15 protein-coding genes are annotated in these 13,675 nt (G+C 61.7%); 4 read left to right on the top strand and 11 right to left on the bottom strand.

The window, feature by feature from the left end; translation table 11 throughout:
* Positions 1-19 precede the first annotated feature (19 nt).
* The gene (locus VF673_RS12165; protein WP_320331247.1) at positions 20-262 is read right to left on the bottom strand and encodes a GlsB/YeaQ/YmgE family stress response membrane protein; all 243 of its coding nucleotides are present in this window, start codon (positions 260-262) and stop codon (positions 20-22) included.
* A gap of 131 nt (positions 263-393) precedes the next feature.
* Here VF673_RS12165 and VF673_RS12170 point away from each other — a divergent pair, with 131 nt between their 5' ends.
* Both VF673_RS12170 and VF673_RS12175 read left to right on the top strand, forming a co-directional pair.
* Positions 394-717, top strand: coding sequence for an antibiotic biosynthesis monooxygenase family protein (locus VF673_RS12170; protein WP_273125821.1), 324 nt, complete (start codon positions 394-396; stop codon positions 715-717).
* 79 nt (positions 718-796) lie between these two features.
* On the top strand, positions 797-1,240 hold the full coding sequence (locus VF673_RS12175) for a DUF2147 domain-containing protein (protein WP_440292143.1): 444 nt from the start codon (positions 797-799) through the stop codon (positions 1,238-1,240).
* Positions 1,241-1,503: 263 nt separating this feature from the next.
* On the opposite strand, the gene VF673_RS12180 is transcribed toward VF673_RS12175, so the two are convergent.
* Together VF673_RS12180 and VF673_RS12185 are read right to left on the bottom strand one after the other, a co-directional pair.
* Positions 1,504-2,658: an NnrS family protein gene (locus tag VF673_RS12180; RefSeq protein WP_440292144.1), complete on the bottom strand. Its 1,155-nt coding sequence runs from the start codon at positions 2,656-2,658 to the stop codon at positions 1,504-1,506.
* A gap of 686 nt (positions 2,659-3,344) precedes the next feature.
* Entirely contained in the window at positions 3,345-3,872 is a 528-nt protein-coding gene (locus VF673_RS12185; RefSeq protein WP_440292145.1) for an anti-virulence regulator CigR family protein, read from the bottom strand.
* Positions 3,873-4,086: 214 nt separating this feature from the next.
* Here VF673_RS12185 and VF673_RS12190 point away from each other — a divergent pair, with 214 nt between their 5' ends.
* Positions 4,087-4,707 carry a LysE family transporter gene (locus tag VF673_RS12190; protein ID WP_440292146.1) on the top strand — a complete coding sequence of 207 codons (621 nt, stop codon included), beginning with the start codon at positions 4,087-4,089 and terminating at the stop codon, positions 4,705-4,707.
* 358 nt (positions 4,708-5,065) lie between these two features.
* On the opposite strand, the gene VF673_RS12195 is transcribed toward VF673_RS12190, so the two are convergent.
* Together VF673_RS12195 and VF673_RS12200 are read right to left on the bottom strand one after the other, a co-directional pair.
* The gene (locus VF673_RS12195) at positions 5,066-5,515 is read right to left on the bottom strand and encodes an META domain-containing protein (RefSeq protein WP_440292147.1); all 450 of its coding nucleotides are present in this window, start codon (positions 5,513-5,515) and stop codon (positions 5,066-5,068) included.
* Between the two features lie 69 nt (positions 5,516-5,584).
* Positions 5,585-6,712 carry a mechanosensitive ion channel family protein gene (locus VF673_RS12200; protein WP_440292148.1) on the bottom strand — a complete coding sequence of 376 codons (1,128 nt, stop codon included), beginning with the start codon at positions 6,710-6,712 and terminating at the stop codon, positions 5,585-5,587.
* Between the two features lie 224 nt (positions 6,713-6,936).
* On the opposite strand from VF673_RS12200, the gene VF673_RS12205 reads away from it, so the two are divergent.
* Positions 6,937-8,220 carry an exopolysaccharide biosynthesis polyprenyl glycosylphosphotransferase gene (locus VF673_RS12205; protein ID WP_440292149.1) on the top strand — a complete coding sequence of 428 codons (1,284 nt, stop codon included), beginning with the start codon at positions 6,937-6,939 and terminating at the stop codon, positions 8,218-8,220.
* Here the strand turns inward: VF673_RS12205 and VF673_RS12210 are convergent.
* The 6 genes from VF673_RS12210 to VF673_RS12235 form a co-directional block, all read right to left on the bottom strand.
* Entirely contained in the window at positions 8,198-8,581 is a 384-nt protein-coding gene (locus VF673_RS12210; protein WP_440292150.1) for a VanZ family protein, read from the bottom strand. The two genes, VF673_RS12205 and VF673_RS12210, sit on opposite strands and share 23 nt — an antisense overlap.
* Positions 8,582-8,600: 19 nt before the next feature.
* On the bottom strand, positions 8,601-10,682 hold the full coding sequence (locus VF673_RS12215) for a YjbH domain-containing protein (protein WP_440292191.1): 2,082 nt from the start codon (positions 10,680-10,682) through the stop codon (positions 8,601-8,603).
* A gap of 46 nt (positions 10,683-10,728) precedes the next feature.
* Entirely contained in the window at positions 10,729-11,511 is a 783-nt protein-coding gene (locus VF673_RS12220; RefSeq protein WP_440292151.1) for a capsule biosynthesis GfcC family protein, read from the bottom strand.
* Positions 11,508-12,161: a YjbF family lipoprotein gene (locus tag VF673_RS12225; RefSeq protein ID WP_440292152.1), complete on the bottom strand. Its 654-nt coding sequence runs from the start codon at positions 12,159-12,161 to the stop codon at positions 11,508-11,510. The genes VF673_RS12220 and VF673_RS12225 overlap by 4 nt, the downstream gene beginning before the upstream one ends.
* A 10-nt stretch (positions 12,162-12,171) precedes the next feature.
* The gene (locus tag VF673_RS12230) at positions 12,172-13,281 is read right to left on the bottom strand and encodes a polysaccharide biosynthesis/export family protein (protein WP_440292153.1); all 1,110 of its coding nucleotides are present in this window, start codon (positions 13,279-13,281) and stop codon (positions 12,172-12,174) included.
* Positions 13,282-13,367: 86 nt separating this feature from the next.
* On the bottom strand, positions 13,368-13,613 hold the full coding sequence (locus VF673_RS12235; RefSeq protein WP_440292154.1) for a hypothetical protein: 246 nt from the start codon (positions 13,611-13,613) through the stop codon (positions 13,368-13,370).
* Positions 13,614-13,675 lie beyond the last annotated feature (62 nt).

The following is a 13,675-nucleotide window of genomic DNA, read 5'->3' on the forward strand; positions in this document are numbered from 1 at the left end:
CCCCCCTCTACTCAGAGCCTCAGGCCTTCTTGAACACCCCGATCGCCCGCAGGATGAAGATCAGCAATACGGCACCGCCGATGGCGATGATGAAGCGGATGATGGCGCCACCTTCCTCAAAGCCCAGCAGCCCGGCAATCCAGAAGCCGAGTACCGAGCCGATGATGCCGACGATGATGTTGGCAATCAGCCCCATCTGCTCATTGGTCTTCATGATGATGCTGGCCAGCCAGCCGACAATACCGCCGATGATCAGAGTCATTATCCAACCCATGGTCCTACCTCACGTTGTGACGAAAATGTACTGACCAGTAAAGCAGCAGATCCGCCAGTCTGCCTGTGAAGGACTTCCTATACTGGTCAATTCCATGGGCAGACAAAGCGAAAGGTGCAATGAAGTACATATTCGAAGTCCACATCAAGGACGGCCACACCGCCGAGGAATACGCTGACGCCTGGGTTCGGGCCAGCGAGATCATCCAGCGTGCACCGGGCGCTCGCGGTACCGAGCTGCACCGCAAGATCGGCGACCCGCGCACCCTGATTGCCATCGCCAGCTGGGACAGCAAGGAGCAGCGTGATGCCATGGAGGGCCAGCACAACCCGGATGTCGCCGCCATCATCCGCAGCGCCGCGCCCTTCTGCGAGATCCGACCGCTGGGTGAATTCGAAGACCCGGAATGGGTGGTCAAGCCGACCGGCCGGTCATCCGAGTGATACACAACCCATACCGAAACGGCGCCATGGCTGCCGTAATATGCGCAACAGAATCCGCCACAACGAGGAATAACAACACATGAGCAGACTCCTTCGCCTGACCAGCCTGTCGATACTCACCTTTGGCCTGCTGCAGGCCGGCAATGCACTGGCCGATCCGACAGGACTGTGGGACACCGAAGACAAGGAGGGCCGTGTTCAGATAAGCCCCTGCGGCGACAAGCTCTGCGGCGACCTGGTGTGGATCGCCGACGCCCTGGATGCTGAAGGCCAGCCCAAGCGCGACGAAAAAAATCCGGACGAATCTCTGCGCGACCGCCCGCTGGAAGGCCTGCGCATCCTCTGGGACATGCAGCCCAGCGGCGATGGCAAAACCTGGCAGGACGGCCGCGTCTACGACCCGGAAAGCGGCAAAACCTACCAGGGCCGCATTACCCTGGAAGGAGACAACGTACTCAAACTCCGCGGCTTCGTCGGCACCCCCATGTTCGGCCGCACCTCCACCTGGACCCGCGCCGAATAAACCCCTACGGCACGGTTTGTTTGTAGGAGCACCGCCCCCGGTGCGAACCGGTCCGGCACACATTCGCACCCGCGGCGGGTGCTCCTACAGTACGGGGTGGTGCCAGGTTCATCTGTAGGAGCACCGCCCCCGGTGCGAACCGGGCGGGCACGCATTCGCACCCGGGGCGGGTGCTCCTACCGTACGGGGTGGTGCCAGCTTCATTTGTAGGAGCACCGCCCCCGGTGCGAACGGGCAAGCACAAACCTCCCCCGCGGCAAACGCTACTTCAACCGCCACCCCAACCGCACCAACAACACCGCCAAACTCAAATACGCCACCGCCCAACTCCCCGCCGACAAACTCAACAACACCGGCCTGGCCAACGGCGTATCTCCCGCCATGAATCGGCACACCACCGCCACGGCAATCAACCCAACTGTCCACAGCACCCACCCAGTCACCGGCGGTGTCTTGAAGCCGCGCTGGAAGTACAGCCGCAGCATCACACTGGTGGACAGCGTCCCCAGACCGCCCACGGTAATCAGGTGCAGCGCCGAGACCGCAGGCCGTTGCCCGACAAAGGCCAGCCCCGTGGCCAGGCTGCCCAATGCCAGCCACAGATACCCCATCCCGAAGCCCAGCAGATCCGGCCGGCTGCCGCAACGCCACAGCTGCCAGCGAATATTCCTTACCAGCAGGACCATGCCGGCAGCCAGCAGCGCGCCTCCTGCCAGGGGATAGCTCTGGCCGTCGGACAGAATCGGCACCAACAATGCCACAATGGCCAGACCCAGCAGAATGATCAGCGCTCCTTCCAGTCGCGGCTGCAGCCGTGCCCGGGGCTCGACACCTTGTTGTTCAAGCGTGATGGCCGCCGCAGGCGCGATCAGCCGCCCCCCGATAAAGCTCATCAGCAACAGCAGACAGAGCACCCCGGCGTGCATCAGACGACTGAGGTTCAGATCAATGGATGCTGCCAGCCCCGGCCAACGATGCCAGATCAGCATCAACAGCAACCAGCAGAGCGGCAGCAGGCACAGGGTCAGGATCAGTGGACCGGTGGATTTGTTACGCCACTGCCGGGCAGCGCGAAATCGCGGTACCACATGCCAGGCCAGCAACAGAGCAAAAGCCGCCGCCAGCGGCAGGGCCAATGGGTGATCCGGGAAGGGGATACGCAGCAGCCGTGCCGCCAGCCACAGGGCAATCAGCGGATAGAGCACCCGCGCCGGCTGCGGCCCCAGGGTGTAACCGGCGATCAGCGCCAGGGCAAAACCGAAGATCAGTTCAAAACCATGACCGCTGCCCACCAGACCCGCAGGCCAGCCGGTGCCGGACAGCATGGCGAACATGGACAGGGGCACTGCCAAAGCGGCCAGCAGCGCCGCCAGGGGAAAGAACAGGGTAAAAGCAGGGCGAGTGCGCGGTTTGCTCATGGGCCATCCAGAAACGCCATGGAAAGCCGAATGCTAGCGCAGCCCGTCGCAGGGGAACAGTTCATTCGCACCCGGCGCGGGTGCTCCTACGATACGAGGTGCTGGCAGGTTCATTTGTAGGAGCACCGCCCCCGGTGCGAACCGGTCAAGCACATATTCGCACCCGGCGCGGGTGCTCCTACGATACGGGGTGGAGGCAGGTTCATTTGTAGGAGCACCGCCCCCGGTGCGAACCGGTCAAGCACATATTCGCACCCGGCGCGGGTGCTCCTACGGCGCGAGGTGGTGGCAGGTGTGTTTGTAGGAGCACCGCCCCCGGTGCGAACGGGGCGGGCACATATTCGCACCCGAGGCGGGTGCTCCTACGATACGAGGTGGAGGCAGGTGTGTTTGTAGGAGCACCGCCGGATCGCCGGACCGCCCCGGTGCGAACCGGTCAAGCACATATTCGCACCCGAGGCGGGTGCTCCTACGATACGAGGTGGAGGCAGGTGTGTTTGTAGGAGCACCGCCCCCGGTGCGAACCGGTCAAGCACATATTCGCACCCGGCGCGGGTGTTCCTACGGCGCGAGGTGGAGGCAGGTGTGTTTGTAGGAGCACCGCCCCCGGTGCGAACCGGGCAGGCACACATTCGCACCCGGCGCGGGTGCTCCTACAAGTGAGGGCGGCACAAGAGCCGTGGACCTCAATTCAACACATTATCCAATATCGTGTAGATCACACCGGTGGCGGCGGCTACCAGCACCAGGTCGCGGCCTGCGCTGTGCCACTCATAGCCGGGGTAATGCGGCAGGTGGCGTACATGGCCCGGCGGGACCTTGTGACTCCAGCCATGGGGCAGGGGGTGGCCTACTACCAGGTGCACATGCCGCGGCAGCGGCGGTGCCGGCCGCAGGTAGTGGCTGTGACGGTGGATCTCCCGGCGCAGCTGGTCACGGTGCGGCGGGCGGTGATGCTGGTTGTGCTGCGGCGGCCGACGGGGCTGGCTGTTGTAGATACGATCATCGCGCTGACGCTCCCACAACCACTGGCTTTGCTGGCGCGGCGGAGCGCGGTGTTGCGGCGGTGCATGGTGCATCGGCCGGTGCTGCTGATGGGGGTGAAACTTGCGATGATCATGCGGCTTGCCGGGGGCGGCAGGGCCAGCCGATGCGGCGGTAGCGAATAGAGCCACAGCTGCAAAAAGCGCTGTGGTCAGGCGTGTGAATTTCATGGTGGTACCCTCGTACTTTCCCGTTTGGACCGACCCGCTGGGGCAAAATTCCCTGTCGACCCTGATCACAGGATATGCCAGTCGGTGGGGGGAGGGGCGTTTGTAAAGACGACTTTACCTGCCTTTACCCAGCCCTGAAATACAGGTCAGTCGCGGGCCGACGGGGCTGGTATCATTGCGTTTCCTGCTTTACGGCATTGTGCCGGAGGACACCATGAGTCTCGACACCTGGCTGGCATTTCTGCTGGCCTGCTGGATCATCAGCCTTAGCCCCGGTGCGGGCGCCGTCGCCTCCATGGCCAGTGGGCTGAACTACGGTTTTGCCCGGGGTTACTGGAACGCCATTGGGCTGCAGCTGGCCCTGCTGATGCAGATTGCCATCGTCGCTGCAGGGGTCGGGGCGCTGCTGGCCGCCTCGGCCCTGGGCTTTGCGCTGATCAAGTGGTTCGGTGTCGGTTACCTGCTGTATCTCGGTTACCGCCAGTGGCACGCACCGGTGCAGGAGATGCGCCTGCAGCACCGCCCGATTGGCCGGCCGCTGAGTCTGGTCCTGCGCGGCTTCATCGTCAACGCCAGCAACCCTAAGGCCATCGTATTCATCCTTGCGGTGTTGCCGCAATTTCTCGATCCGGCGCGGCCGCTGGTTCCTCAGTATGTGGTGATGGCGCTGACCATGGTGACCGTGGATCTTATCGTCATGGCCGGGTACACCGGATTGGCCTCCCGAGTCATACGACTGCTCGACTCGCCACGGCAGCAGCGCCTGGTCAATCGCAGCTTCGCCGCCATGTTCGTGCTCGCGGCAGGGTTGCTGGCAACGGTCCGTCGGGCTTGAAGTTGATCGGCGGATCCCGGCGCGGCGCCGTTCGCACCGAGGCGGTGCTCCTACAGGAGAGGGCGTGCCGTAGTTGTAGGAGCACCCGCGCCGGGTGCGAATGCGGGCTAGGTCGGTTCGCACCGAGCGGTCCGGCGATCCGGCGGTGCTCCTACAGGGGGAGGTCGTGCCGTAGTTGTAGGAGCACCCGCGCCGGGTGCGAATATGTGCCGGACCGGTTCGCACCGAGCGGTCCGGCGATCCGGCGGTGCTCCTACACCAAGTCTACCCCCCCCCCGTATCGTAGGAGCACCCGCCCCGGGTGCGAATGCGGGCTAGGTCGGGTCGCACCGAGGCGGTGCTCCTACAGGGGGCAGGGCTACTTGTCCACCGGCTCGAACACCATGACGCCGGCGTCATTGATCAGCGTCAGCCGCGAGGTGGCTGCGTCGTACTGCACCCGCAGGGGCTTCTGCAGCCGGGTCTTGATGGCCGATTCCCGCGCCATCAGTTCGGATTCGCACGCCATCAAGGTCTGCATCAGATTACCCACTTTCAGCTTGTCGGCGGAGAGCTTGTAATTACCGCCGATGTGGTTACAGGCATTGCGCACGCCCAGTCGCTGTTCCTGAAATGTCAGCAACACCGGCGGTTCGTCACCACCCTGAAGGGACGCATCCTGATGCCCGTCGGCATCGGTAGCGTCTACCAGTGTCCAGTCGTGCTGGGTAAGCAGGCTGGGGGAGATATCGGGGGTACTGCTGCAGCCAGCCATCATGGCCAGCATCAGGGATGCCGGCAGCAGCCGGCGGAAAAAGCTGTTGCTCATGGGTTCTCCCAAAATCGAGCCGTCAATCGAACGCCTATGCTGCCGCACTATGGGCGCTTCGTCGAGTGTTCAAGCGCCATCGGGTCGCCCGCGGTAGGGCGCATCATTGGCTGAACCCTTGTCCTGCGGCACGCCGGCCACCTGTACCTGCGGCAGATCGCCGCCAATGAATTCCAGCTTGCGGATCGGGAAGGCCAGCTTCACCTCGATGTCACGCAGGGCCTGCAGCAGCTGCAGATTGATCTCCTGCTGGATGTCCATGTACCTGTTGTAATCCGCCGTCTGCACGATGTGGACCACCTCGAAGGTCAGCTGGCTCTCGTTGAAGGCGAAGAAGTGGGCCCGGTCGAAGTTGGTTTCGTCCATGCCCTCGATGATGCGGCGCACCTCGCCGCTGACCTGGCGTACCTTTTCCACCGGCGTATTGGGGCTGATACCGAAGGTGAACACGATCCGCCGGGTGTTCATGCGCTTGTAGTTATGCACTATCTGCGACAGCAGATCGGCGTTGGCCACCACAATCTGCTCGCCACTCAGGGCGCGGATGCGGGTGGTCTTGAGACCGATATGCTCAATGGTGCCGGCCACCTCGCCGAACACCACGAAATCACCGATCTCGAAGGGCTTGTCGATACCGATCGACATGGACGCGAACATGTCGCTCAGCAGGGTCTGTACCGCCAGGGCAATGGCAATGCCGCCCACCCCGAGACTGGCGATCATCGCGGTGATATCGACGCCCAGATTGGACAGGATCGACAGCAGCATCACGGTCCAGATCACCAATCGCACCATGATACCGATCAGGGTGGTGGTCACCGGGTTGCGGGCCTTGCCATCGCGATGCAGGCTGGTGGTCCACAACTGCACTGCATGGTCGGCCCAGAGCGCGATCTGGAAGGCCAGCGCGATGAACCAGCCGTGGGCCATGGCCGCCTCCCAACGGGGCGACAGCTCCACGGTCTTGAGGCCGATCATCAGGGCAAAGGCGAACAGCAGCAGCTTGCTGGTCTTGAGCAGCAGTGCGGAACCGAAATAGAACACACGGGAGTGAGGCTTCTCGTTGCGCTGCATCAGCTGGCGACTGAGCACCCGGAGGGCAACTCTCAGCAGCAGATAGGTTCCGAGGGTGACGACCACCAGAATACTCAGCTGCATCCAGAGTGCGCGGTCGGTAAAGAGATCCCAGTACGGCATTACGGACTCCAGTCAGGTGAAAAACGGCCTGTCCGTGGCGGGGTATCTCTATTTCTGTCGTTGGGTGGGCTGATTAGTTCCGCAAGAATGAAGCCGTGTCGCAGAAGTCCAGGAGACCCCCCTATTGCATTACTGTGAATCGGGTAGAATGTGCCGCTGCAATGGCAAAGAAGCATGGCGTCTGAGTGGCGTGTGGCCGTTTAATGAATCACAGGGAGTCAGGATTGCAGAATCGTCCATTTGAACGTCGCCATTCTCGCTGGTATGAGCGGCTGATATTCAGCCTGGCTTTCCAGTTTCTATTGGGCTTTGCTGTGGTTGTGATGCTGCCCAACTTTTTCCGGTGGGGCCACGAGCTGCTCAGCTGGCCGATCCATGAAATTCACCGCAACACGTTGATTGCGAACTCCATCGCTTACAGCGTGTCGTTTCTGGTATTGCTCAAATTCAAGCGCTTCCCGGGAACCAGCTCGCTGCCCTTCATAATTCCCACGCTTGTCACGTCCTGGCTGGCCGTGTTTGCAGTCATTCTGTTCCTGCGTGAGGAGTATTACGCCAGGCAGGTCCTGACCTATTCATTCCTTCTGGCCAATGCGTGGGCCTTTGCCGGCTATTTTCTGGCTCGCAGATATCGACGCCCGAAGCTGGCGCTGGTGCCCTTTGGTCGTACCCGGGAGCTGATAGATACACCGTTTGCCATTATCACGGTGTTGAAAACCCCGGACCTCGAAGGGCGGCGGTATGACGGTGTTGTCGCCGATCTGCATTCTGCTTCGATGCCCGATGAATGGTCCCGGTTTCTGGCGAAGTGCGCTCTGGCCCGCATACCGGTCTTCCACACTCAGCAAATCATTGAGGCGATGACCGGCAGGGTCAAAGTGGATCACCTGTCCGAGAATATCTTTGGTGCGCTTCTGCCTTCACCGCCATATTCCGCGTTGAAACGACTGATGGATATCAGCATGGTGGTGGTGGCCGCTCCGCTGTGGCTGCCATTGATGCTGGTGCTGGGGTTGCTGATCAGATTGGACAGCAAGGGACCCATGTTCTTCGTCCAGGAAAGGGTAGGTGAAGGTAACGCCAACTTCCGTCTTTACAAGTTGCGCACAATGCGCATGGAAGCGGAGAACGATGGCGCACGCTTTACCGAAGAGGATGATGATCGGGTCACCGGTATGGGACGGTTTCTGCGAAGATCGAGGCTGGACGAGATCCCCCAGTTTCTCAACGTACTGAAAGGGGACATGAGCATCATAGGGCCGCGGCCGGAGCAGCGGGTGTTCGTGGATCACTTCGAGCAGGAAATCCCGTTCTACTCCTACCGGCACGTTGTCAAACCCGGTATTACCGGCTGGGCACAGGTCATGCAAGGGTACGCGGGGGCAGAAGACACGTCGGTCAAGATCGAGCATGACTTCTATTACATCAAGCACTTCTCGTTATGGCTGGACGTGCTGATCATCGTCAAGACGATCCGCACCATGCTCACTGGTTTCGGCGCGCGCTGAACGCCACCGCAGTGGCTATCAGCATGCCTGCGGCGACACCTGCAGTGTTGGCGTAGATATCGTGGATGTCCGGCGAGCGGGTAGGGTGGAAGGACTGCACGTACTCCACCGCCAGCCCCACGGCGAACATGAAACCCGCCCGCCACCAGCGTCCCCAGCGCGGGAAGGCCGGATAGCTGAGCAGGGTGCAGACGAACAGGCCGCCGGCATGGTAGACGGCGTCAATCATGCTGAACTTGAAGGGCACCGGCGGCGGCGCCGGGCGCATACCCAGATAGATGCCCAGCAGGAGCACGGAGAAGAACAGGACCCGATAAGCCAGGCGGTATCGGGCCCAATGGCGACTGATGGCAATCAGCATGAAATTGGACGCACAGGGGTCACTGCTGCTCCATCATCATGCCGAACCCGTCATTGAAGCGCTTGATATCCCTGGCCTGCGTCAGGTCATACAGTTGGTACTGGCGCACCAGTCGTGCACCGCCGTCCCGGGTAACCGGGGCCCAGGCGATGGTACCCGCGGAGTTGGTCGAGCGGGCGAAGAAGGCATCGAAGGGAATCGTGAAATAGATACCCTTGTCGAAGCTGCCCTCACCGAACTCTTCCGCCGATACGTCGGTGCGGGTAGCCCAGGCGCCCACGGTCACCCCATTGGCGAAGCGGCGCGACAGATCCAGGGTGCCGCCATAGTCGCCTGCCAGATACCGCCCGGCGCTGGCGCGTACCAGAACATCCCAGAATGGCGTCTGGTTGTAGGTGGTAACGTGCCCGGTCCAGGTGGAGTAGTCGCGGAAGCTGAAGTCCTGACGGAAACCGCGCTGCTTGACCCAGTTGGCATCCACACCGATGGCCCAGCTGGAATCGAAGGGACGATAGAGCACTTCACCGCCAACACCACCGAACATGTTCTCCAGCAGACCGCCGTAGGCCATGGCGTAGACGTCGCGGTCCAGCTGGCGGGTCCAGGTGTACTGCAGGTTTTCCAGCATCACATCCGAGGTGGTCAGATACTCACGGATATGAGTACGCACCTGGGGCAGCTGACTCTCGCCTTCGAGTTCGAACTTGTCCCAGTTGTTCAGGAGGTTGACGCCCAGGTTGCCGCGAATCCAGCTGTTGCGGGTAAAACGGTACTCGGCGTTCACCCGAGCCAGGAACTGATAGAGGATGAAGCCATCCGGGCCGCCCATGTTCTGCTTGTACCCCAGGTTCAGGCCCCAGTCGAACTTGTTCAGCTCGGCGGCATGCAGCACATCCTTGTTCACGACGCTCGGTGTTGCGTTGACGATGCCGCGGCGCAGATCCTGCTGATCAACACGATTATCCTCGTAGTCGCGCAGCGTCTGAGCCCGGATACTGGTCTCGCTGACGGTCATGCCGCGCGGTTTGTTCACCAGGGTGTACCAGTCGTAAGAACCCTCACCCAGGCTGTTATCCAGAATGCGCGCGGCCCGGGTAACCCCCTCCGCTTCGTTGCGGTAGGTGGTCTGCTCACCGGTTACTATCACTTCCCGGTCGCGGACGGCGATATCTTCAACCGCGAACCCGGCATTATCCTTCAAGCGACTGCTGACATCAGCCCAGTCCACCTGCTCGCCGCTGACGCCCGGCGGCAGCGCGCGACGGGCCTCAGGCTCGGGGTCCAGGAACTTACGCGGAAAGGGGTTCGTCAGATTGGTACTGAAGGTGATGCCGATCATGGCCGTGTTGCCACGCTCCCAGCCGGCTGTGATATCGACGCCGTTGCTGACGCGGAACACCGCGCCGAGATTGATCCGCGAATCCGCCGCCTCGAAGTCCGGATCACCGGGTTCAGAGCGATAGTCGTTGCCGTCCAGTTCCAGCTTCAACCGCAGGCGATCCCAAGGGGTCTGATATTCCACACCGCCGAAGATGGCCGCCGGCCCGCTGAAATAGGTCGAAGTGTTGAAGTTGCCGCCCCGGTCACCGGCTTCGCGGCCAGCCCGGTCCTCATCGCGCAGCCCGCCGAAGGGGTTGCTCAGGTCTGCCCGGTTACCCAGATAACCCCAGCCGATACCCAGGCTGAAGTCCAGATCATGGAAGCGCTTGCTGGCTACCAGGTATTCGCTGGAGAACAGACCGGTACCACCCACGTCCACAAAGCCCAGCGCAATCTGCGGCAGCCAGCGGGATTCCTGATACAGGCGCAGCTTGGCGTCTACCGCCTTGTCCTTGTTGCTCTGGTCGCCGCCGAAATCGCTGTCCTCGCCACCATAGGTGAGGTTGGTCATCGCGGTATAACGCAGCGTCCCTTCAAGCCACGGCACTGGCGTGACCGAAATACTGTAACGGCTGTAGGGTGAAACCCGCGTAGCGTTGAAGCGGAAGGCGCCTTCCTCGGCAAAACGCGCAGTCGGGGTCTGCAGCAGGCCCACGCCGCCGTAATCGGTCTGGGTAGTACGATAGCGGTCTGCCACAGCCTGGGGAGCGGCAACAGCCACAGCCAGCAGAGCAGGGGCAAACAGGGCGGCATGTCGAAACACGGCTTTACTCACTGAAGCGGCCCCCAAGACGATATTGTGTAGCCAGCAGCTCTGCCAGGTCCTTGTTGAGGTCGGGCGTTTCCGGCGACAGCACAGCAGAGCTGACCGGACGATAGATCATGGCCCCCACGGCGATGTTCGCCGGCTGCGCATTCCAGGCGGCAATGCCCACTTCCTGAACGCGACCGTTCGGCTGAATGACAAATACCTGATCCTTGTCCGCCGCTGCATGGGCGGGGCACTGACCCAGGTAATCGCGCAGTTGCGCCTGCACGTCAAAGGCCAGCACACAGGGCGCCTGCACAGCCCCCAGCACGCGCACATGATCGGGACGGGTGGGGTAGACCAACTGGTCACCGGGCTCCAGCAAAGGATTACGGCTCGGAATCATCAGCTGCAGCGGGTTGAGCTCGGCGGGCACGCGGCCAGTGACCGGCATGTCCTGCACCTGCTGGGTGAAATCCTCCAGCAGGGTATAAAGTGCGGAGTTGTTCTCGGTGCGCGCATGCAGGCGGTTGAGCCGCAGCTCGAACAGCACGCCCGCCTTCAGCCGCTGCTGGGGTTCCAGCGCGCTTTGGCGCAACAAAGCGGCTCCAAGAAACCACGCATCAGCCCGCACCTGGCCGGCAACGGTAGCGTCGTGCAAACGGGCATTCGCGTGCCACTGGTAGGTGCCCGGCTTGAGCACCGCACCGCTGATGCTGACGGTCTCAGCAGCGGCGATCTGGGCACTGCCCAGCAGCAGAGCGGCGGAAACCACATGAGAAAGAGAGCGCAGAATATTCATGGCGCGCCCCCCTCAACCTTGGCCAGCGTCAATATCAGCGGTGGCAGCTCGGGAGAGAAATGCTGGACGCTGCGACGCACCAGGCCAGTGTCAGGCTCGACCCAATACTGGTTGCGTGCCCGGAAATTCAGCTCCGGCATGCGAATGTACTCATCAACGCGCAGCAACTGGTGGTCGCGCCCCATAAAATTGATGGACTCGACCTTGCCGCGCTTGTAACGGGCATGCTGGGGCAGTCCAGTGCGGTACTGGGCAGGGTAGTCCACCAGGCGGGTGATTTCATGGCCATCGGCAACAGCATGCAAACCGGTCATGAAGGGGTCATCCGCCGCCAGCGGAGCAATAACGTCCACGGGCAGGCCCGCAGTCTGTACCAACCGGCCGTGGTGGGTCAGCAACATCTCGGTCCGGCCATGCCACTCACTCAAGCCGACGCCGCGGCCGGGGCTTACCAGCAGTGCCTCGGCCACGCCCAGGTTGGCCAGCAGCACAGGGGCATCTATTGCTGCGACCTGAGCGATGCTGATCTGGGACTCCGGCCCGAAGACGGCGACGTTCAGAGTATCCAGCGCATCGCCGGTCAAGGAGTTACACCCGGCCAGCCCGACAAAGGCCACGCCCAGTGCGACCCGTTGCAAAAAGGTCTTCACTGGGAGCTCCTCAGTTGTTGCTTCTTACTTCGTCTTCTGTACGGGCACCGGTATAGAGAAGGGTGGCGGTCGGCAGCAGCTGACTGATCACGCGGTTCCAGCGGGTGATGCCGGCAGCACCGACGAATACCACGTCCTGGGGCTGCATCTCGAACTGATTGGCCAGCAGGAAGGCCGAAGGCGATTTGGCATTGAGCTGGAAGATGGTGGCGGTGTCGGTCTCGATATTCTCGACTCCGCGAATGACATACACCTCCTTGCCGCTGGCGCTCAGGGGAGATGGCCCGCCAACAGTACCGAGCACCTCGCTCAGGGTCATCCGGCTGGTGCGATACGGCAGCGCGCCCGGCCGGGGTATTTCACCCATGACCAGCACCTTGCGGGAGTCGTTCAGTCCCATGTGTACCTTGTCACCCGGCTTGAGGTACACCTCACCGATACGGCTTGGCGATGTGGTCAGCCGGTCGTAATCCAGGCGATAGGTCTGGCCATCCCGGGTGATGGTCAGGTTGGACAGATCAGCACGCTCGGGGGCAATTCCCGCCTGGCCGATGGCCTGCAACAGGGTCAGGCGCTGGGCGTTGACGGGAAGAATGCCGGTATTCTCGAAGGCGCCACTGAAGTAGATCTTCTGGCTGTTGTACTCGATAACGTTAACGTCAACCTGGGGTTGCTCGATATAGCGGGCAAGGCGCGTAGCGATGATCTCACGCAGTTCTTCCAGGGTCTTGCCGGCTACATGCACATTACCGATAAAGGGGTAGAACAGAGTCCCATCGTCCCGTACCACCCGAGCGTTGGCGCTGGAGGGTTGCTGCTGGCCACCGGGGATAGTCAGTTCCGGGTGATCCCACACAGTGATAAACAGTGCGTCGTTTGGCCCGATGCGGTAGTTCTCGGGCACATAATCCAACAGCTCCGGGGGCACCTCAGCCTGGGATTTAACGGCCAGATCCTGGGCAATCAGCTTGGGTGTGATCTGCACCATCTCCACCATGCTGTTTTCGGCGGAGTCCTGGCTGACCAGACGATCAGTATCCATATGCATGCCCGGTGCGAGCACACAGGCCTGTAGGAGGAGGGTAGTAGCGCCCAGGGCGACAAGCGGGAATCGGGTCATGGGTGGCATTCTTCTGTTCTGGTTATCATAAAAAAAGCCACCTGAAGACATGGTTTCAGGTGGCTTTGATCAGCCGTTGATGGAAATCAGTTGCCAGGCTGGGTCGCAGTGCTGGTGCTGCTACCGCTGCCACTGCCATCGCTGGAGGCACCGTATGCCAGACCACCGACGGCGACAACCAGACCGATACCGACGGGAGCGCTCAGACCACCGGCTGCGCCGGCAGCTGCGCTACCGCTGGTACCGGCAGCTGCGTTGTTGTCCTGAGCGAAGCTCATGCCGGAGGCGAGCAGAAGTCCACTGGCCAGCAGGGCAATTGTTTGTTTTTTCATATCTCGACTCCTCAAGATGGGGTTATTGGGGATTATACCCAGTTCACAGCAGATGGGAACCC

It is taken from the genome of Halopseudomonas sp. Lyrl_26 (genome assembly GCF_051948695.1).
Lineage (GTDB): Bacteria > Pseudomonadota > Gammaproteobacteria > Pseudomonadales > Pseudomonadaceae > Halopseudomonas > Halopseudomonas formosensis.

What these genes read in the sequence shown, in the direction of transcription:
- VF673_RS12165 (WP_320331247.1), bottom strand. Translation starts at nt 262, where the DNA reads ATGACTCTGATCATCGGCGGTATTGTCGGCTGGCTGGCCAGCATCATC.
- VF673_RS12170 (WP_273125821.1), top strand. Translation starts at nt 394, where the DNA reads ATGAAGTACATATTCGAAGTCCACATCAAGGACGGCCACACCGCCGAG.
- VF673_RS12175 (WP_440292143.1), top strand. Translation starts at nt 797, where the DNA reads ATGAGCAGACTCCTTCGCCTGACCAGCCTGTCGATACTCACCTTTGGC.
- VF673_RS12180 (WP_440292144.1), bottom strand. Translation starts at nt 2,658, where the DNA reads ATGAGCAAACCGCGCACTCGCCCTGCTTTTACCCTGTTCTTTCCCCTG.
- VF673_RS12185 (WP_440292145.1), bottom strand. Translation starts at nt 3,872, where the DNA reads ATGAAATTCACACGCCTGACCACAGCGCTTTTTGCAGCTGTGGCTCTA.
- VF673_RS12190 (WP_440292146.1), top strand. Translation starts at nt 4,087, where the DNA reads ATGAGTCTCGACACCTGGCTGGCATTTCTGCTGGCCTGCTGGATCATC.
- VF673_RS12195 (WP_440292147.1), bottom strand. Translation starts at nt 5,515, where the DNA reads ATGAGCAACAGCTTTTTCCGCCGGCTGCTGCCGGCATCCCTGATGCTG.
- VF673_RS12200 (WP_440292148.1), bottom strand. Translation starts at nt 6,712, where the DNA reads ATGCCGTACTGGGATCTCTTTACCGACCGCGCACTCTGGATGCAGCTG.
- VF673_RS12210 (WP_440292150.1), bottom strand. Translation starts at nt 8,581, where the DNA reads ATGCTGATTGCCATCAGTCGCCATTGGGCCCGATACCGCCTGGCTTAT.
- VF673_RS12220 (WP_440292151.1), bottom strand. Translation starts at nt 11,511, where the DNA reads ATGAATATTCTGCGCTCTCTTTCTCATGTGGTTTCCGCCGCTCTGCTG.
- VF673_RS12230 (WP_440292153.1), bottom strand. Translation starts at nt 13,281, where the DNA reads ATGACCCGATTCCCGCTTGTCGCCCTGGGCGCTACTACCCTCCTCCTA.
- VF673_RS12235 (WP_440292154.1), bottom strand. Translation starts at nt 13,613, where the DNA reads ATGAAAAAACAAACAATTGCCCTGCTGGCCAGTGGACTTCTGCTCGCC.